We start from the raw sequence: 20,191 nt of genomic DNA, 5'->3' as shown, positions 1-20,191 counted from the left end.
TGATTAGCCTTGATTAGCCTTACCGCACATAAAGTCACTTGATGCCGGAATGCGCCATCGTAGCAATCATCTTACGCTGGAAAAACAGAAAGATGATCAGGTTGGGCAGGAATAAGATGACCGCCGCTGCCGCTGCCGCTCCTTGCTGAGCCACACTGTTCACCAGTCCGCCCGTCATCGTGGAAAGGAAAAACGCGAAGGTTTTCATACTTTCGTCCTGCATGTACAGAGCTGACGTTTCCGTGCTGTTCCACGTTCCCTGGAAAGTCAGAATAGCAACTGTGGCAATAGCTGGCATCACGACTGGAATGACAATCCGCAGGAAGATCATAAATTCCCCGGCACCATCCATTTTGGCCGCCTCCAGCAGCTCATTCGGCACTTGATCGACAAACTGCTTGATAAGAAACACACTGACTGGAGCCGCCAAATGCGGCAGCAAATGCCCCCAGTAGCTGTTCATAATGCCCATCTGACCGGCAACCAGGTAGCGCGTAATACTCACTGCCTCAGGCACGAACATCAGCGTCAGCAAAATGGTAGCGAACAATAGCTTGCTCCCCGGAAAACGGTGTTTGGACAGCGGATACGCACACATAGCACTAATGATAGTCACAAGAACAACGGTTAGCAGTGTGACCAGAATACTATTGAACATATAGCGAGTTACCGGCACAACCGAGGAACCTGTAAGAAGAAATAAATCCGTAAAATTCTGCAGGGTAGGCTCCCTTACAAAGACATTCGGAGGATATACAAATAACTCATGGTAAGGCTTCAAAGCATGGTTGAAAATGTAAACGAGCGGCATCAGCATAAATACACTGAGCAGCGTCAACAGTACGTACAGAAACTTCTCAAAGGGTTCAGCCCTACCCAGTCTGCTTATTCGTTTCGGCCAAATCCTGGTACGCAATCTTGACAGCGAGAAGCCTTTAGTCCCCACAGCCATTTACTCATCTCCTTTGGAGCCGAACAGCTTATTGCCCAGCTTATTGGACATCACCATCATCACCAGTAAAAAAATAGAAATGGCCGAAGCATAGCCGAGCTCGAAGCGAATTTCTCCATAATCGCCGATGTGATTCATCAATAAATGTCCGGCATATTGCGGCGTTGGATTTTGCCCGGATAAATCGGTGCCAATAGCCCCCGCCTTGAATGTACCGACAATCGCCATTACAGCGCTAAACAGCATTTGCGGCTTCATGGAAGGAATCGTAATGTACCATATTTCCTGCAGCCTGCTTTTGATTCCGTCCAAGCGTCCAGCCTCATACAGCTCCGGATTGACGTTCATAATGCCCGCGAGCAGGGCAAGAAAGCCAATCCCCATACTCGACCACAGTGTCACGCCAATCATCGAGCCCATTAAATATGCCTTGTCGCTCACCCATAGAATCGGTTTCTCGATGATGCCGATCTTGAGCAGGAAGCTGTTCAAATAACCGATCCGGTCACCCGAAAGCAGCGGTACCCAAATCACACCCATGGCGATCCCTGAGGTGAGTGACGGCGTATAGATCGCGAGCGCATACCAGGTTCTCGCATACTTAGGCAGCTGCGAAATAAGCCAAGCCAGCAGGAAGGCGGCAGCGTACCCGCACGGCCCGACAATCAAGGCAAATTTGATCGTATTGGGCAGCGCATACTTCAGGAATATCAAGTCCTGCGACAGCAAATACTGAAAGTTTTGCCAGCCAATAAATCTCGGCGGTTCCAGCGCGTTGTAGTAAGTAAAGCTGAGAAATACTGCAATCACGACCGGGATAAAAATAAATGCGGTAAACGAAAACACAAATGGAGCAATGAACACATAAGACAGCCGGTGCTTCCAAATCTCTCTCAAGAGGTGGACCCATCTCAACCGGCCCGTCGGCTTGTTTGTCGGACTGTTCGATGGATTGTTTGATGGATTATTTAATGGCTTATGCGTTTGAGGCAGCCCAACTTCCGCTCCTGCCTTATTGGTCAGCATATTTATCCACTCCTTCCCACGGTTGTTTCACCTGTGGCCAATGGAGCGTATCTACGATGCTGCCGTCCTTGTTAACAAATCCAAACTCCTGCTCTTTGCGCAGCATCTCGCGGTTAATGTCAACGACAGCCTGCTCTAACGATTCGCGGTAATTCATCCCGTCTACGACAGTCCGGTTCCATGCGTTGGTCAGCTCGCGGCCCACATAATAGGCACCCGGCAAACTGGGCATTTCCTTATACCATTTCCACTGCTCCAGAATGACGCTCTGGTCTTCCTTCGGCCAGGGCAAGCGGGTAAACGCATCGATATTAGCAGAATTCCAACGGAATTCTATGCCGTTGAATGCCTCCAGATCAGCCCCGTAACGCTCCTGCACATCTGCAGACAGCAGCCACTTCACGAACGTCCACGCTTCCTCTTTACGCGTCGTGTTTTTGTAAATAAACGCGGAGGTCTGGCCTCCGGCTGCCCATCGGGCTACCGTTCCGTCAGCCTGCTTAACGCCTGGAAGCGGCGCAATGCCCCACCAGCCCGTCAGCTCCGGAGCCGCGACCGACATCATGACATACATGTTATAGTCTGCAATCCCGATCGGCATATCGCCTTTGCGAAAATGCTGATAAAAGTTCGAGACTGCCGGATCCATATCATAAATGTTAAACACGTCGGTCCACTGCTTGAATCCCTTGAAAGCCTCCGGCGTATCGAGTGCCGTCTTCATCCCGTCCTCAGTGAACACGTCCGCTCCGTTCTGATTGAAAAAATGGAGGTAATCCCCTGAAGGCATATAGAAATTAAAACCGTTCTGCTGCAGCGTCGGAATCATCCCATATACATCCTCCCACGTTTCCGGGAGGCTCAGATTCAATCGGCTAAGTATATCCTTGCGGTAGAAAAGTACGCGGAACGATTGCGTCTCCGGCAGAGCATAGTACCCCTTATTATAGTAATAAGGCAGCAGCGCTCCCGGGGCGAACTGGCTCGCCACCTCCGGAAAATCGGCAAATTGGCTCAAGTCCAGCAGCGCATTGCGCATCGCGAAATCTACCGGTTTGTCTTGCGGCTGACCAAGCGCTACGTCTGGCATCAATCCGGCTGCATTAGCCAAAATAAGCAGGTTTTCACTCGGCAGCAGGTTGATCTTCACCTTCGTCCCAAACTCCGGCGTATACATTTCGTCCGCCAGCTCCTGCAGCAGATTCACATAATCACGTCCGCGAAATACCCACACGTTTAAGGCATCTTCCTCCAGATTGCTGAGATCGTCCTTCTTCAGAAACGAGTGGAAAAAGTTTTTTATCATCGCACCCGCTTTTTGCGTGAACGTTGCGACCATCTTTGGAAACTCGCCCTCCGCCGGAACGATATAAAGCTGATCCAGCAGCAGAGGAGCCTTGATCAGCGCTTCGCGGATCGCGCCCATCTTCTCCTGCATAGCAGCAATTTCATTCACATAGTAAGGAATTTCGTTCGGGTATTGGAGATATTGCTCCATATCCTTCATAGCAGTTCCCAGCGATTGCAGCGTGTTGTCACGCTTGCCGTTCGCTTGCAGCAGTTCCCCGGCCATTTGCTGCATCATCTCATAAGTCTGCTGCAGCTTGCCAGGCAGCTCAGGATACTCCGTTTCCATTTTCCAAGTCCGGTTTTTGTCCACCTGCCCGCCCGTTACGGCCTTCAGCTCCTGAGCGATCTCCCGCAGCAGTCTATTGATTTCATCCGTCTTGGCAATAACCGGTTGAAACGGGGCAATCGTGACTTCCATCGTCAGCACATGCTCGCCCTTTTCCAAATAGAACACAAACGGGTTCCCATCGTCCTTTTGCAATATCGTCCCGCTCCATTTGCTTGAATACGGAAACCTGTACGCCAGCAGCTCCTTAAACGGCACTTTATCGTCGATATAAATCGTCCGGTAGTTGGCCTTGTTGGAGCTGTAGCCCTGGAAAGCACGCATGGCCATTTTGTAGCGGCCGCTTTCCGGCACGGTGAAGGTCCATGATATTTTTTGCCCGCCGCCTGCCCATCTCTCCGCTCCGACAGCATTAAACCGAATTTGTCCACCCGCATCGGGATAAGTCTTCGAATCGTTGTTCGACTGTATTTGGATGGAGACATCGTTTTTGGCAGCCATTTCTTCCATCTGAACAATAATTGGCTCCTGGGACTGCACAACACCTCCTGCCGGATAGCTGGCAGCTGTCTGCTCGTAGCTTTCCAGCTGCTTCGTAGGCTTGAGGCGCAGCGCTTCGATGACAACAGGCTCGCTGCCTGTGAGGCGAATCTTATGTACACCTGAACCGAGATACCATTTCAGCGGCTCTGTATACATGCCTCCTGAATCGCGGAATGGCTCTTTGATCCATTTCTTGATTTCAACCGGCCTTGGGCGGATGTCATCCCCATTTGCGTCCCGCTTAACCGGAAGCTCATCCTTAAACAATCGGCGAAAAGAGACAGCCCGTGCTTCCCGGAACGAGTACGCACTGTCGACCTCAATGGACAGCGTTACAGGCCGGCGGTTCACCCCTGTTGATGATGAGGAGCTTGAGGAGCTTGCATCATAAGGATGATAGGATAGCTCCAGTTCATACAAGCCGGATTCAGCCACTTCAATCTGGTATTCGATCCAGTTATCCCGGTTGCTTTTCCAGATCAATACCTGATCCTTGCCCTCGTAAGCCCCTACCTCCGCCAGCTTATAGTCAGATTGCGAGCTAATCTCCCGCCCGTTCACCATGATTTCATCCTTGGCATCCGCATAACCCTGCTTTTGCCAAGCAGCCAGCACCTCCGAGTAATACGGCTCGAACTGATCGATCTGGACGTTCATCCTGCTGTCGGGGTCAGGCTGAGCAGCTTGCTTCGGGGAGCGGTCCGTTTGATCTGTTTGTTCAGATGGTTTGGATGGCTCTGTTTGATCTGTTTGCTCAGATGGCTTGGATGGCTCTGTTTGTCCGGATTGTTCGGCTGCATAGGAAGCTCGTTCGGCCTTCGGCGTGATGCCGGGGGAGCAGGCCAGGACGAGTGCCGCCAGCAGTACAGCGGAAATACGAAATGATTTCTTCCTGCGAATGAGCACACGAGGTCCCCCTTGCTTGATTCTATGGTTCTTTACTCCCATGGTTTTATGATTCATGTTTCTTTACTTCCATGGTTCTAAGTTTCTACGGTTCAATGAGCCTTACACCAGACTGCCGATCAAAAAACAGTGCCTTGTGCATATCCACTGCCACAGTGAGCTTCTCGTCCTCGTCCCAGCAGTTTCGCGGATTTGTGCGTACGATGAGCTGTGCTCCGCTTGCAATATCAAGATAAAGGAAACGGTCAGCCCCCATCAATTCACTTAGCTTGTAGATACCAGGAATAACACTGTTAGGGAATGCCTCGAACGTGATGGTATCAACATTTAAATTTTCTGGACGAATGCCCAGAGTTACGGGTCTGCCGACCATATTGACCTTGCGAAGATCATGTGCCTTGCCATCGGGAATTTCAAGAGAAAAGCGGTTCGTATGAAACTCCAGCCGTGGCCCATTCTCCAGCACTTTGCCATCGATGAAATTCATCGGAGGCGAACCGATAAAGCTGGCAACGAAGGTGTTGGCAGGATTGTTGTATATGCCTTCGGGCGTATCCACCTGCTGAATGAGGCCGTCCTTCATAATGACAATACGATTGCCCATCGTCATCGCTTCCGTCTGGTCATGCGTGACGTAGATGGTCGTAACGCCGAGTTGCTTATGCAGCCGGATCAGCTCCGTGCGCATCTGCACGCGCAGCTTCGCATCGAGATTAGATAGCGGTTCATCCATTAAGAACACCTGAGGATTTCTAACGATCGCCCGTCCCAGCGCCACCCGCTGACGCTGGCCGCCAGACAGCTGCTTCGGCTTGCGTTCCAGAAAGGGCTCAATCTCAAGAACACGCGCCGCCCGCTTCACACTCAAATCGATTTCATGCTTCGGCAGCTTGCGCAGCCGCAATCCAAATGCGATGTTTTCGTAAACAGACATGTTCGGGTAGAGGGCATAATTCTGGAATACCATAGCAATGTCGCGATCTTTGGGAGGCAAATCATTAATCAGCACTTGATCAATATAAATTTCTCCCCGGCTAATATCCTCCAGTCCGGCCACCATCCGCAGCGTCGTCGATTTCCCGCATCCCGATGGACCGACAAAAACCATAAACTCCTTGTCAGCGATTTCGAGATTGAAATCTTTGACTACCTGCTGGCTGTCCTTTTCGTACTGCTTGCATACTTGATTGAACAATATACGCGCCATATATGAGTACCCCCGTAACCTTCAAAATCATAACAGGGAGACAAAAAAATAATTTTGTCTCCCGTACGAACAGCATTAAGGATCCACTTTACAACACAATTTTCTTCTGCTCTTCTTCAGATTGATTGGCTGCAAGAGATACCGCCAACGTTTTCACACCTTCAGCAAAGCTGCACAAAATTTGATCCTGCACCCCGGAAGCTACTGCGTTTACGAATGTCTTGTTTTGTTCTTGATAAAAATCGATCTCTGACGTTTCTGTTATTTTCTGCTCTTCATCCATAATCGATAGAGTGGTACCATTGTTGCTTAAATGGACGAAGAAATCGCGGCCGAATATTTTCACTTCAGCGTCAGCATGATAAGGCGAAATGCAGGATTCGGTTATGCTGCCCACAGCCCCGGAATCCATGGAGAAGGATATCGAGCCAGCATCGTAAATCGTCGCATCAGGATATTGAAACTGAATGTTCGTGCGTCCGAATTTGGCGTATACTTCCCGGAATTCGCCTGCCACGAAGCGGATCATATCCACTTGATGGGTGACGGCGTCGACCAAGTGGCCGCCGGACTGCTCCAGTGTTCTCCACCATTTGGCTGGATGATTCGTACCATAACGATTCGCTTGAACCATATGAATTGACCGTCCCTGCAAATACGCTTTGGCTTTGCGAACCGTATCCAGGTAACGCAAGCAATAACCGCTCGCATTGATGACACCTGAATCATGGATGATCTGCGCTTTTTTTTGCACGATATTCATGTCCAAACCCAGCGGCTTCTCGACGAACATGTGAATGCCCCGGCGGGCAGCCGTTTCTTCAAGCTCACCTCTGGCAAACTGCGGCGTACAAATAAACACAGCATCAATGGCAGCACTGTCCAAGAGCTCGTCTGCACTGTCCTTAACAGAAGCTCCAACCGATTCGGCAGCCTGAACAGCTGCTTCCAGATTCACATCGTAGACGCTTACAATGTTTGCGTTTTCAATCCCCTTTAAAGTTTGTATATGATACTTGGCCATGCCGCCAACTCCAATAAATCCAATACGTACACTCATCGATAATCGTATTCCTTCCTCGTATCCGGTCTAGTTAATTGCCGGTTTTTGGCTTCTCCGCCATTGTTTTTTCAGCAAACTCCTGCGCTTCACGAAGTGCGGTGTTCACGTCTAGATTGCCATTCATGACTTCCGGTACTTTGGATAACAAAATATTTTGAAAATCTGTCCAATATTTAGGAATAGGCGCTAGTGGAGCAATTTTGTTGTAGGTTAATGCTCCCCAGTTTTTATCAGGGAATTGGGTGTCCTTGCCTAATACGGCTTTCACTTCTTCGTCATTCAGTACACTAATGGAGCCGCTTCTCGACACTTCCATTTGATATTCTTTGGATACGAGATAGCTCAGCACTTCCATGGACTCTTCAACGTGCTGGGTTGTGCTGGTGAGACCGAAAACGGTACTCATAGCCTGAGATCCCACATTAGGCAAATCAGCAAAGGTTGGCAGTGCAGCAAAATCCCAATCTACACCTTTCATTTGATCTGGAATTTCTTTGGACACATCAGAGAAAAATACGAGCATAGCCAAATTCTTCTTGGCGGTAAAGAAATCAAACCCTAACCAGCCATCCCCAAAGCCGCCTGCGTCCTTGACCGCTTTCTGGTAGCCCTGATCCTGCCCCGGACGAACCACATAGGTGTCGAGAATCTTTTTCCAATCATCACTGAGAAAGGTTGGCTTCAGATCTGCATCGGCAAAAGGCAGCGATAATTGGTTCATACTCAGGAAATGACCCATATGGGCAAGAAGTCCAAGGTATTGGGTGCCTCCGTCTTCTCGGGTCAGCTTGCGTGCGATATCCAGAATTTCATCCCAGGTCATCCCGTCTTTCGGAAACGGAACACCGAATTTCTTAAAGATTTCTTTGTTGTAGTGCAGAACTTCAACATAACTGAAGGCAGGCAATCCGTAGATTTTGCCTCCTCCTGAAGCTTTAAGACCTTGGATAAGGCCAGGATCAAAAGCATTCAAATCGATGTTGTGCTTGGCAAGTAAATCTGTCATGTCAAATTGCAAATCATATTTTTCCAGCATATCAAAGTACCATCTGTCCGCGTGATACACGATATCAATTTTTTTATTAAGTGCCAGCAGCTCATCAAAGCTTTGCGTTGGATTGGAAATATAAGTGATCTTGTATTGCGGAAATTTCTTGCGCAGAACGTTTCCAACAGCATTATCGAAAGCTTCAACCGGAGCGCCTGTAGTTGATGAAATAATCAATTCTACAGGCTCTTTAGGCGCATCCGTCGGTGCGGCAGTCTGCCCTTCTTTGTTCCCCTCTGTTTGCGTGTTTTCACTATTAGCCGGAGTTGGAGTACTCTCCTTACCGCCATTTCCTGAGCATGCCGCTAAAACGGCAATCATCAGAATGCCTAACATAAAGTGTTGTATCCCTTTTTTCCACATATTTGGATCCCCCTTAGATTGGTAGCGATTACATATTCAGTACTAGACCGCCTGCCAATGCATTTCGCCAGCCCAGCCAGTCGTATAATAGATTCGCACAACAGCAGATTGCGGGGTAACGCTGTGCAGCTCTGATTTGCTAAGGTTTCCATAATACGCACTTGCCGGACAAAGCGAGTATGTAAATGAAGGTGTGGTAGAAAACCCGGCTCCGAAAGTTATTGTAACATCGGTGTAGCCGCTGCTGGTTAGAGGCACTTCCTTGATTCCACGCTTGATTTCAGCTCCTCCGCAAACAATACTTTCCACTGGAGATGCGGATACAGCATAATAAGGAAGTGGTGCACCTTTGTAGGCAGAAATATAGACACTGCCCAGGTACGCAGTAAAGGTGGAGGAGCTGCCAGTCGTATAAAGTAAGCGAATGATCCCTGCAGGACCGGTCATCTTTCCTGAAATACGCAGTAGATAAAAGCCGCCGCCATAGTTATAAAAGTTGGTGTCCCTGTAGCTTTCTGCATTATTGGCCTTGTCGACAACTACAATAGCTACCGGCAAATCGGCAGTAGGACTGTAAAGCCAAATCGTGGAGGAAAACTCCTTCGTGCTGACCTCAAAGTTGATATCCATGAACTGCCATGCACCAGTGGCCGTGCCTCCATATGCAGCTTTGTAGCCGTAAGGGCTGCTGGACAATGCCGTTGTAGCAGAAGGGAAGGACGCTGAGAAAGCTGGCGGCTTGTCGTTAGAGTCCCGGACAGACCAATCTCCGCCAATTGCCGAGTTGCTGAGCGCAAGCGAAAGCATATCCCCCCGGGTTGCCGCGTTCTGCTGTGTCATGCCGATAACGTGACATAACGGGGATACCGCCGGTGGCGAGTTGCCGTCCATCGTCATACCTAATATCAGGAAGTTTCCGTTGACAAGCGCTCCCCGCTCCAGGTAGCAGTTCGTCAATATATTCTGCTGCGGAGCAGGCGTTGCATTATGCACTCCGAGTGAAACAGAGAAATCACAGCCGATAAAGTTGTTGCCGTGTGCCTCGGACGTTGCCGGTCCAGGCGCTCCACGGTCCGTGATAAGCAGCCCGTATACGGATTCAGCATTGCCGTTGCACTTCAGAAATTCATTGGCGTTGACAGCTTGTGCCTGACAGTCCAGCACAATTTGTCCGGACCGGATATTCTCGAATTTATTCCAGAACGAGCCCCAATCTCCATCATAGCCGTCGACAGTGAACGTATCGCATTGGATGGAACGGATATTGGCATGCCAGACAGCTTGCGCTAATAGCTCACTGCAGGTAAAGTTGCAGATATCCGCATATTTGGTCATCCTGACGATCAAGCGCCCGCCCGTGTACTGGGCTCCAGCTCCGTCAAACATCTTCGGCAGCAGCACATCTCCAGTCAGGCTTCCTGAGACGCCGCCAAACATCCGCACAGACAATGCCGTGGCTGTTTCGCTCGCCGCCTGCATAGGCGCTGTAATATTCTGCCCTGCAGCAGCTCCAAAATCCGCAGATGAAATGGAGTCATCGACCATTCGCAGCCAGCAGCCTGTACCCGCTGGCTGTGTCTCACCGGTGCCGGCCAAATAGGTAGCCAAGGTGCTGTACTGCCCGTTCCACGGAACGGTTGGACTGATGATCGTGCCGCCATTATGCTGACTTTTCGCGCGCGTGGCGTCCCAATAGAACAGTCCGCCGCCGAGCTCACTTCCAGTGTGATACGCCGCAACACTAACATGGTAATAATCGCTGGTCGTGGCGCTCTGTAAATACGTGATCGACGACGCCGATTCAACCTTACTCTGAAGAGCGACGTGCGGTGATTTGGCCGAAGCCGTTCCCACAAATCCGTTTAACCCCATCCCGGCAGCTGCAGCTGCCGCCCCGGCCAACCCCATAGCACTTAATAATTTCCTTCGGCTCACCATCGATGAATTTGCAGGTACAGCACCAGCATCCTTGTCTGCCAACTCTTCCTCCGTAGATTCATTTGGTTTCACAGTCATTAACCTCCTTCAAATTTTTCACCCAAAATTTTTTTCCAGGTAACAACTTTTATTATAGATTTAACCAATATGAACAACAATCAGACTCTCTTTACTTTTCAGTCTTTCATTTACCATATTGGTGAATGTATGGATAAATGTATGGGTGGATTCATTGATAAATTTAGGCTTAACACCCCAATAAGTGCTTGACAAATGAATGGATAGCTAAAACTGGAAAAACATCTGCCAATCCTGTACGGTTGAATGTCCTACCCAACAACAAAAGAGGAATAGACCGATGCAGAATCCGTATATCACAACGACGGAAGATATCTTCCATTCTTCCAGATACGGAAAGGACCTATCTCTAACGGTCACCGCTGGCCTTTAGAGACTGATTTTTACATATTCACAATTCTAATGGACATCCGCGACCATTAGAAGGCGGTTTTCCCCACAATCGCCCCCTTTTCAGCCTGTAAGGGGCATCCGTGACCGTTACAATCTCATTTCGCTGCATTTCCGCTTCTTACGGACTGCGGTGACCATTAGCGCCCGTATTACCCTCGCCGATACGCTGGCACTTTCGTAGCATTTAACCGCCATCGAATGTTAGCTTGACTGTCAAGCACTGATTATTAGGTTGAGCCTTAATTCATTGATAAATTTATTGATGAATCATACAGGAGTCCATTAACAACATGCCCACCCTGGACCCGGCTGTATCGATCAGTTGACGGCTTCCCGCAAGTTCCGGATTGTTGTAAAGCTTGCAATGACGGACGGTCGCATTCCTCACTTTGGATCCGGCTTCAAGCCTGATAGCTCCATACTCCGAATGAAGGCCATCGCCATAGGTGATGACATCTTCAATCAACAGGTCTTGAATGTCAGCCCTGCTCTGCACCCGAACGGTTGCCCTGCCATCCTCATCCCGGCGATGAACATTGCGGACCGTCACGTTGCGGACATGATCATTAATCGTAATATAGCCACCATATTCATTCATGAAATTACAATGTGCACCACTGGCATCGACCTTGACATCTTCAATCAGAATGTCCTGAAATTGCCCGCCTGTACCCAGCTGATAATTGCTAAGCGCGACAACATTGTCTGTCACCTCGCCTCTTAACCCCGATACAGTGACTTTGCGCAGAGAGTGCTTGGCACATAGCAGACGAATGCCATTTAGCGATTTACGAAAAGTAATATTACGAATTTGAATATGACTCTGATCTCCGACTGTTGCATAAGGTCCGCTTGGTACGTCGTCGCAGTTAAACGCCACTGCATCATCAAAGGTGTACGCATAAATATCTTCTACAATTGCGTGGTTTCCAGGGCCTTGGAAATGGATGCCATCCTGATTGTTAAGATTCGTCTGATTGATGTCCACATTAGAAATCTTTACATCTTCCCAATTGCAAATAAAAATCCCATAAAGTACAGTCGCATTTACAGTAACATCCCGTATCAACAAATGGCGGACTCCAAAAAAGGCAAAGCCTGCATTCAGGTTTCCATCCGCAGCAATCCGTTCATTACGTGATCCGTTCCCGTCCCAAACACCGCCGATCACAGAAATATGATGATCCGTTATCGCTAACTGATCCGGGCTCGTTCTGTACTTATTGCTCAGCATTGGACAGTTACTGCCATCCTGCAAGTAAATAACAGCTCCATTGTCTAGATAAAGTGTAATGTTAGCTTCCACAAAGAGCGTTGATGAGATTGGATATGCGCTGGTGGAGGCGGGAACATACACCGTCCCCCCTCCTTGGGCTGCTGCGGTGTCGATCGCTTTTTGCAAAGCCATCGTATCATCAGTAGTTCCATCACCCATCGCTCCGAAATTCTTTACGTTTATCGTATATGTGTTCATTTAATCCCTGGCCTCCTCAAATTGGATAATGTTCAGCTTTACCCTTTGACACTGCCTAATACCAAGCCTTTGACAAAATATTTTTGTAAAAAAGGATAAATCATCAGCACCGGCAGCGCTCCGACGAATATTTGTGCCGCTTTGGCTGTCCTGTCAGATACCTCTGCGAGGGTCTTCACGTCCTGCCCCGTTACTTTTAATAAATCAACGCCTTTAAGTACGGATTGCAAATAAGTCGCCAGTGGCTGCTTATCCGGTGAATTCATATAAATGTATCCGTCAAACCAGGCATTCCAGTGTCCGACAATCGTAAACAGTCCTACTGTCGCAAGCGCTGGCAGAGACAATGGCAAATAAATTTTCCACAATACGGACCAATATCCCGCTCCATCTATAAATGCCGACTCTTCCAACTCCTTGGGCAAGCCCCGGAAAAAATTCAAGAGCAGGATCACATTAAATACAGGTACGGCCCCAGGAATGACGAGTGCCCAAATGGAATCAAGCAGCCCTGTATATTTAATGACCATAAAGGTCGGAATAAGCCCGCCTCCAAACAGCATAGTGAATACGAAAAACCAGGCATAGCCCATTCTGAACTTTAAATCTTTCTTGTCCTTGGATAAGGGATAAGCAATAATTAGCGTGAACAACATATTGAGCAACGTGCCTAGAAAGACACGTTCAATAGAAATCCAGATCGAGCGCATAAATTCCGGTTTGGATAAAATAAACTTGTATGATTTCAATGTGAACTCAACCGGCCATAGTGTCACAAGGCCTGCCCCGGCAGCACTGCTGGAGCTAAGTGAAATGGCAATCACATGAATCATCGGAAATAGACACAGAAAAGAAAGAATCGTCAGAAAGACGTAATTTGCAATTTGAAATACGAATCTGGCTTTGGAGCGATCCACCATCACCTCTACATCCCTTTCTTAAAAAATCCTGTAGTTAGCAAGCTTATAAGCTAAACCATAAGAAACTCCGATAAATAACAAAGACACAAGCGATTTGAACGTACCGATTGCCGTAGCCAGACCGTACTGAAAATCGACAAGCCCCATCCGGTATACCATGGTGTCCAGAATATCTCCGCTCTCATAAACAATCGGGCTGTACAAATTGAAGATTTGATCAAACCCGGCGTTTAACACGTTACCCAAGCTTAATGTAGCGACCAATACTACGATGGGCAGCATGCCTGGCAGTGTAACATGCCAAGTTTGTTTCCAGCGGTTAGCCCCATCGATAACTGCTGCCTCATACAGCGATGGATTGATGGCAGTTATAGCCGCCAAGTAAATGATCGTACCAAAGCCAAACTCTTTCCATACGTCCGATATCACAATAACAAAGGGAAACCAGTCGTTGCTGCCCAGAAAAAAAACCGGCTCAATGCCAAAAATACCAAGAAATTGGTTAACTAGCCCTCCTGAAGGCGTCAACAGATCAACCAGAATGCCCCCAAGGATAACCCATGATAGAAAATGCGGCAAATAGACCAATGTTTGAAAGCTCTTTTTCACCCATCGCACACTAATTTCATTTAATAAAATGGCGATTACGATTGGCGCGAACAAGCCGGCTGTAATTTTCATAAAAGCAATGAAAACCGTATTCTTCAGCACCAGATAAAAATCAGGCATCGTAAACACATAACGAAAGTTTTCAAAGCCAATCCATTCGGAGCGGAATAAGCCGTTCGAAGGAACAAATTGCTGGAAGGCAATCACAACACCAGCCATAGGCACATAACTGTAGATAAGCACGATAATAATGCCGGGGAGCAGCATCATATGCAGCGGAAGCTGTTTCATCAACTTTTTGTCCATCTTTTCCACCATCTTCCATCAAAAAAGTCAAAGAAAAGAGAGGGACAAGGTCAATTGCCCTCCCTTAACTACTTTACCTCTATTATTGCTGTTGCTGCTCAGCCCATTCATTAACTTCCTTCGTAATTTCATCGCCGCCAAGATTTTTCCAATTTTTTACGAATGTATCAAAATCATCGAGCGGAACTTCGCCCATAATAATTTTGGTAAAGGTTTCAGTCATCATTTTCGCCAACACTGCGCCTTTTTGACCCATCGTCTTCGTTGGCGTTCCATAAAACTCTTCATATTGAATCGCGTTCTGGTCGAGCTTTTCCTTCACACTGGGCCAGGCGCTAATATTGCCATACATGCCCTCTTGGTACCAATTTTTATTATCTCCGCCACGGTAAGCCATGATCTTGTCATAGTACCCTTTTTCCTCCGAGTTTAAAGTAGAAGGATCCTTCGCTTCCAGCGCTTTGGTCAAATTCAAGTGAATCTTCAAATTCCCGTTAACGGGAGCCACATATAGCAATGGATAATTATTATATAAAAAGCCATCATTCGCGATAAAAAAGTTCTCTATGTCTGCTGTTTCCGAAAAAGCGTGATCCACCATCAGATTCAACATTTTAATAGCGGCCTCGGGATTTTTTGCCCCTTTTTTCACAACGTAATACTCTCCTGTCGGAAAATCAAGCTGAAGCTTGGCCGTGTCGGAATCAATGGACGGTAACCCATAGGATTTCCAATCCGCATCCGGATCCTGGTCTTTGTTCATTTGCAGTGGCCATGTCGGATTCCACCAAGCTCCATACTGCATGCCAATCTTGCCCGAGGTAAGCAGCTCGATCGCTTTGTTCGGATCCTTAACCGCGAATTCCCGGTCAATCCATTTATTCTTATACATTTCCTGCAGCTTGCCGAGCGCCTGCTTGACCTCCGGCTGAATGCTTCCGTAGACCAGCTTGCCAGTCTCGTCCTTAATCCAGGCGTAAGGGTATGCGTGATAACCGTTGTAGAAGCCTTTCAGTGTTGCAAGACCGGAAGTCATACCCAAACCGTACGTATCCGCTTTGTTATTGCCATCCGGATCCTGGGTAACGAAAGCCTCAGCAATACGGAACACATCGTCCATCGTTTTTGGCTCCGGCAAATTCAGCTTCTTCAGCCAATCCGCACGGATCCACAGCACTTCCGAGAAGTCGGAAGGTGATCCAACATGAGGAATACCCATCAGCTTGCCGTTATATTTCGCCGAATTCAATTGGCGCGGATCTTCGTTTATTATCTTTTTGGTTAGGGGAGACGCATATTTCTCAAAAATCTCTGTCAGATCCTCCAACTGATTCGTTTCTACGAGCTGCTTCAGTTGAACGTTTCTGACGCCGAATATATCTGCGAGCTCACCGGATGCGATCGACACGTTCAGCTTCTGAATATAGTCGCCATTGGTCGTCCATAAATACTTGACCTTAATCCCAAGCTTTTCTTCATATTCCCGGCTCCATACATTATTACTGATCGATTCACCCGGGCGGAATTGTGTAGAAGCGGATACGTCCCGAACAGACGTCACCTCGATTGGCGGGTCGAATTTACCCAGCGGATCGATGGCTTCCACAGGCTGCCCGGTTGCCGATGTTGGAGTAGTTGGTGCAGGAGATGCGGTGTTTGCCGCTTCTTTCTCGTTCTTACTGCAAGCCGTCGAAGCGATAAGCATACAAGCTATGGACAGAATCAGCAATGGCCGGTATTTCTTTCTTTGCATAGGTGTTTGACCCCTTTTCAATCATTTTTGATGTAAGCTTACAACTCTATTATAGGGGGAGGCCATTCCTGCAACAATCGGATTCTCTCTACTTGGATCGACTTACGTTTACTTTTTTACTCCCGGCGGATGAAAGTTTCCCGATATTCGGTCGGGGTCATGTTCGTAAGCTTGCGGAAAAAACGTCCAAAGTAAGTGGCCGAATCAAACCCCAGCGCTTCGCTGATGTCCTGAACCTTGGGATGCTGCTGCTGCAGCAGCTCCTTGGCTTTGGCAAGTCGAACCTCGACAATATACTCCGATAGTCCTTCTCCGGTCAGCTGCTTGTACAGCCTCGAAAGATAGGACGGGTTGAAGCCTACGACTTCCCCGATACGGGTTAGGGAGAGATCGCCCGACATATTTTTCTCAATATACATCTTAATGATATTAACGATTTCCTGCTCCCGTTCAGCCAATTGATCCTGCTTCTGATCGAATAAAAAGCCCGCTATGCTGAGCAAGCTCTCCATCGCTTCATCCCAGCTGCGGTAGTCCTCCAGTCTGGTCAGACGGGCGGAGTCAAAGCGGGTAGCAAACTCGGCCAGCGATTCCAAGCGGTTTAATCTGGAGAAATAGATGGCTATGACCATGTAATAGAACTGCATTCTCACTCCAGCCGATTCATCCCCAGCCGCCGGCACGAGCTTCAGCAGCTGCGAGAACAGGCTGTGAAATTGCTCCTTTTGCCCCGTTTCCAGGTATGTCTCTAATAGCGAAAGCTTATTTAATGTTAAGCGTCCTGTTACGTTCGCTATCTGCTGCTGGCTTTTTGGCCCCAATGCACCCTCCCGTAAGAGCAGTTCATGCCTCATCCCGTAATCCATATAAAATAAGGATTGGAGTGTCTGGAATTTCTCCGCGCATTGCTGCCAGGGAACAGGACTTTGTGCGACCAGCAGCGAGACGGTCAGCTTCAGAAAGCTGCGGCATGCCATCTGAATTTTCTCCATCATGCCGGTTACATAGCGCACAGTCCTTTCCCAATCCGCATCTCCAGATGGTTGTATAAGCCAAGCGAGACGCGAACGGTCATAGGTTACGCATATCAGTCGGGATGCCGGGGACAAATACTCATTGGAGATATTCTGCACGGCATATAAGAGGAGGGATTGATCTGCACGCTGGTTCCGTTTATCCCAATCATCGATACGCCCAAGCAGCAGCAGCACCGGAAGCCCCGCATCGACTGGAAGCTGCAGCTCGTATATGTGCTGGGCCAATGCCGGCTCGCGGACTTCCCCTTGCAGCAAGTCTATCAGAAACTCCTTTTGCAACAAGGGCATGGCCGTTTGCCGCTGGCTGCGTGCCTCTTGAAGCAAGCGCTCCATTTCAAACTGGCTCTCCAGACTCAGCACGGCTTTCTTCACAGCTTGAACAATCGTTTCATTTTCCTCCGTTTTCAGAATATAATCCACGCTGGCTTGTCTAAGCGCTGTCTGGACATATTGAAAATCATTAAATCCCGTCAGGAAGATGACTTTGCAAAGCGGCCACAACTGCATAATTTGCTGCTGCAGCTCAAAGCCCGACATCCCAGGCATGCGAATATCGCTAAGCACAATATCAATCTGGGTCCGCCTCAGCCACTCCAGCGCTTCATCCGCAGAATAAGCTGTATAAATCTCAAGCTCCAGACCCTCATACTCGGTGAAAAAATTCGCCAGGCCATCCACAATAAAAGCCTCATCATCAACAATTAATAATCTATACATTTGCTTCCTCCTTAGAATTGGGCGGCCGGAGCGGAATTGTGATATGAACACCCAAGCCCCCGATAGCTGCGCGATAAAGCGTCAAGCCGTATGGCTTCCCAAACTTCAGCAGCAATCTGCGATGCACGTTCAGCATGCCTGTCGTTTCATTGATTCCATCCGTCTGCTCTAATTGCCGCTTGAGCGCTTGAATGTCTTCATCCGTTATCTTATCTCCATTATCCTCAATCACAATTGTAATATGCTCAGGCTGCTGCAGGACAATCTCTATTTGCACGAGTCCCCCGCTTTTTTTATCCCTTAGCGCATGTTCATAGGTGTTCTCAATGATTGGCTGTATAATCAACTTCGGAACGTAAATCTCTTCGCAAACCGCCGGAATCTCTCCATAATGAGTGCTCATTCTTTTGCCAAAGCGCAGCATCTGAATTTCCACAAAAGCATAAGTATGCCTTAGCTCCATCGAAAGCGGGACATCATCAATGGCACTGCGTGTGATATAACGAAAATATTCGCCCAAATGCTTAGTCAGGTTAATCACATTGTCGATATCACGAAGCTGGGCCATCTGGTATAGAACAAAATAACTGTTATACAGAAAATGCGGGTTGATTTGCGATTGCAGCTGCTTCAGTTCAGCCCGCTGGGTGCGGATCGTTTGCTCATACACTTCATGAATCAGTACCTGCAGTCTGCTGACCATCGCGTTAAACTGCATATACATATACCCGAATTCGTCTTCCTGCTTATGATTGATCGTAATGCCAAGATCTCCTTTCTCCACCCTCCGGAAAGCCATAACCATTCGGCGGATAGGCTGATGAATAAGACGATAAATCCAGTAAGAAAAAACAACTACGACTACAATGGAAGTGGCCGAAACAATCCAGAGCCATGTTCGGCTCTTTTTGATGGCCCCTATAATTTCCTCCTCTGGCACATACACAAGCAGTGTGGTGTTCAAGGTGGAGAAGCGCTCGAAAATGACAAGAAACTTTTTCCCCTCGTATTTGACCGTCCTGCTTCCCTGAAGAATTGTTTCCGTATTCATACTGCCAGGCTGTGGCACGACCTCACTGAAAGCTTGCAGCTCCGCAGCAAATGCGCTTTCATCTTTACTCGAAATCGACCAACTGCCGCCATTATCAAGCAGGATGACCCCGCCCTTCAAACTATCATTAATTTCAATCAGAGATTGCTGTATTTTCTCGCGGGACAACTGCACCTTCATTAAATAAATCGCTTCAGCACTGCTCATCGTAGGCAGAGGATACACGCCGCCAATGAAATACTGCTCTTCCCGGTTCAGAATGGACGTATCCAAGGTGCCGCTCGATTGTTGCAAAAGATCCAATTCCTGCTCCGGTATATTGTCCACGAAACCAGTAGTCGATATAGTCTTGTGTAAAGAAGGGATATGAACCTCCACATTCTGTACATACAGACTCGATACCTTCAACAAGCGGAGCTTCTCTCTGATCCGGCTCACACTCTGAGAAAACTGAAAATCAGTCATCGCTGGAGCTATGACGCTAATTTCCTGCAAATCGCTGTCAAAAACATACTCATTGCGCATTTGAATAATCCGTTTGAACTCAGCATCAAATGAGCTTAAATAAAAATGAACCCGCGAAACAAGCGATCGTTCGACCTCATCCTTCACTCCCTGCGCCCCTGACTCATTAGCAGCCAAACTAACTAAATAAAGCGGAACGACAACCAACAGAAAAGTCACAACTAATTTAGGAAAAATAGTAACTGAATGGATACGAAAAAGCTTCATAGCTTTCCTCCTTCGAACACTAGAACGTCTGATCGCCGATACTGCTTATATTCTAATTGACAAGATAACATTTGTCGATGTAAAAAGGACTCGTGAACGACCTTGGGTGAGAGAGCTCCAAAGCCATTTCACTTAAGGATTTGAGGAGATTTCCCCGCAGGCCAAGCCGCTGGGACTGAAGAACGCGTGCAGCTGAGAAGGGCCTGCCACTTTAACGATGATTTTCATCGTTAAAAGCATCAGGTCCGCTCCACATCCTTACTTAGCGATGAAAAACATCGTCCCTTTTATCCCCCCTGAGAGGCCATCCATCCTCTTTTAACGATGAAAATCATCGTTAACGTGACGGAATGACCTGGAACGCTTGCTTTAACGATGAAAAACATCGTTAAGTGGGGCACACGCTCATTTCGGCAGAGAGCGGGTTGCTTCGGAACCC

The 20,191-nt window shown here is 48.1% G+C and carries 13 protein-coding genes; all 13 read right to left on the bottom strand.

Annotated features, from left to right (window positions below; genetic code table 11):
• Positions 1-34: 34 nt before the first annotated feature.
• The 13 genes from J2Z66_RS11400 to J2Z66_RS11340 all read right to left on the bottom strand — a co-directional run bounded on the left by J2Z66_RS11400 (position 35) and on the right by J2Z66_RS11340 (position 19,752).
• Positions 35-952: a carbohydrate ABC transporter permease gene (locus J2Z66_RS11400; protein WP_209971527.1), complete on the bottom strand. Its 918-nt coding sequence runs from the start codon at positions 950-952 to the stop codon at positions 35-37.
• Positions 953-1,978, bottom strand: a complete 1,026-nt coding sequence (locus J2Z66_RS11395; RefSeq protein WP_209971526.1) for a carbohydrate ABC transporter permease — start codon at positions 1,976-1,978, stop codon at positions 953-955.
• Entirely contained in the window at positions 1,965-5,120 is a 3,156-nt protein-coding gene (locus J2Z66_RS11390; RefSeq protein WP_209971525.1) for an extracellular solute-binding protein, read from the bottom strand. Before J2Z66_RS11390 ends, J2Z66_RS11395 begins: the two co-directional genes overlap by 14 nt.
• Before the next feature lie 28 nt (positions 5,121-5,148).
• Positions 5,149-6,270, bottom strand: a complete 1,122-nt coding sequence (locus J2Z66_RS11385) for an ABC transporter ATP-binding protein (protein WP_209971524.1) — start codon at positions 6,268-6,270, stop codon at positions 5,149-5,151.
• An 88-nt stretch (positions 6,271-6,358) separates the two neighbouring features.
• Positions 6,359-7,330 (bottom strand): Gfo/Idh/MocA family protein, encoded by a 972-nt coding sequence (locus J2Z66_RS11380; protein WP_209971523.1) that lies wholly within the window; start codon positions 7,328-7,330, stop codon positions 6,359-6,361.
• A 34-nt stretch (positions 7,331-7,364) separates the two neighbouring features.
• Positions 7,365-8,744, bottom strand: coding sequence for an ABC transporter substrate-binding protein (locus tag J2Z66_RS11375; RefSeq protein WP_209971522.1), 1,380 nt, complete (start codon positions 8,742-8,744; stop codon positions 7,365-7,367).
• Positions 8,745-8,786: 42 nt separating this feature from the next.
• Entirely contained in the window at positions 8,787-10,754 is a 1,968-nt protein-coding gene (locus tag J2Z66_RS11370) for a putative phage tail protein (protein ID WP_209971521.1), read from the bottom strand.
• Between the two features lie 655 nt (positions 10,755-11,409).
• Complete coding sequence (locus J2Z66_RS11365; RefSeq protein ID WP_209971520.1) at positions 11,410-12,627, bottom strand: glycosyl hydrolase family 28-related protein; 1,218 nt, start codon at positions 12,625-12,627, stop codon at positions 11,410-11,412.
• Positions 12,628-12,665: 38 nt separating this feature from the next.
• Positions 12,666-13,547, bottom strand: a complete 882-nt coding sequence (locus J2Z66_RS11360; RefSeq protein ID WP_209971519.1) for a carbohydrate ABC transporter permease — start codon at positions 13,545-13,547, stop codon at positions 12,666-12,668.
• An 18-nt stretch (positions 13,548-13,565) separates the two neighbouring features.
• Complete coding sequence (locus J2Z66_RS11355) at positions 13,566-14,462, bottom strand: ABC transporter permease (protein ID WP_209971518.1); 897 nt, start codon at positions 14,460-14,462, stop codon at positions 13,566-13,568.
• An 82-nt stretch (positions 14,463-14,544) separates the two neighbouring features.
• Positions 14,545-16,215 (bottom strand): extracellular solute-binding protein, encoded by a 1,671-nt coding sequence (locus J2Z66_RS11350; RefSeq protein WP_209971517.1) that lies wholly within the window; start codon positions 16,213-16,215, stop codon positions 14,545-14,547.
• A gap of 116 nt (positions 16,216-16,331) precedes the next feature.
• Positions 16,332-17,969, bottom strand: a complete 1,638-nt coding sequence (locus J2Z66_RS11345) for a response regulator (protein ID WP_209971516.1) — start codon at positions 17,967-17,969, stop codon at positions 16,332-16,334.
• Positions 17,962-19,752 (bottom strand): sensor histidine kinase, encoded by a 1,791-nt coding sequence (locus J2Z66_RS11340; RefSeq protein WP_209971515.1) that lies wholly within the window; start codon positions 19,750-19,752, stop codon positions 17,962-17,964. The genes J2Z66_RS11345 and J2Z66_RS11340 overlap by 8 nt, the downstream gene beginning before the upstream one ends.
• Between the last annotated feature and the right edge of the window lie 439 nt (positions 19,753-20,191).

Source organism: Paenibacillus eucommiae (genome assembly GCF_017874215.1).
GTDB classification, from domain to species: domain Bacteria; phylum Bacillota; class Bacilli; order Paenibacillales; family NBRC-103111; genus Paenibacillus_AI; species Paenibacillus_AI eucommiae.
This window is presented reverse-complemented; position numbering and strand designations above follow the sequence as displayed.

Coding starts and splice junctions, on each gene's coding strand:
- J2Z66_RS11400 (WP_209971527.1), bottom strand. CDS start 952: ATGGCTGTGGGGACTAAAGGCTTCTCGCTGTCAAGATTGCGTACCAGG.
- J2Z66_RS11395 (WP_209971526.1), bottom strand. CDS start 1,978: ATGCTGACCAATAAGGCAGGAGCGGAAGTTGGGCTGCCTCAAACGCAT.
- J2Z66_RS11390 (WP_209971525.1), bottom strand. CDS start 5,120: ATGAATCATAAAACCATGGGAGTAAAGAACCATAGAATCAAGCAAGGG.
- J2Z66_RS11385 (WP_209971524.1), bottom strand. CDS start 6,270: ATGGCGCGTATATTGTTCAATCAAGTATGCAAGCAGTACGAAAAGGAC.
- J2Z66_RS11380 (WP_209971523.1), bottom strand. CDS start 7,330: ATGAGTGTACGTATTGGATTTATTGGAGTTGGCGGCATGGCCAAGTAT.
- J2Z66_RS11375 (WP_209971522.1), bottom strand. CDS start 8,744: ATGTGGAAAAAAGGGATACAACACTTTATGTTAGGCATTCTGATGATT.
- J2Z66_RS11365 (WP_209971520.1), bottom strand. CDS start 12,627: ATGAACACATATACGATAAACGTAAAGAATTTCGGAGCGATGGGTGAT.
- J2Z66_RS11360 (WP_209971519.1), bottom strand. CDS start 13,547: ATGGTGGATCGCTCCAAAGCCAGATTCGTATTTCAAATTGCAAATTAC.
- J2Z66_RS11355 (WP_209971518.1), bottom strand. CDS start 14,462: ATGGACAAAAAGTTGATGAAACAGCTTCCGCTGCATATGATGCTGCTC.
- J2Z66_RS11350 (WP_209971517.1), bottom strand. CDS start 16,215: ATGCAAAGAAAGAAATACCGGCCATTGCTGATTCTGTCCATAGCTTGT.
- J2Z66_RS11345 (WP_209971516.1), bottom strand. CDS start 17,969: ATGTATAGATTATTAATTGTTGATGATGAGGCTTTTATTGTGGATGGC.
- J2Z66_RS11340 (WP_209971515.1), bottom strand. CDS start 19,752: ATGAAGCTTTTTCGTATCCATTCAGTTACTATTTTTCCTAAATTAGTT.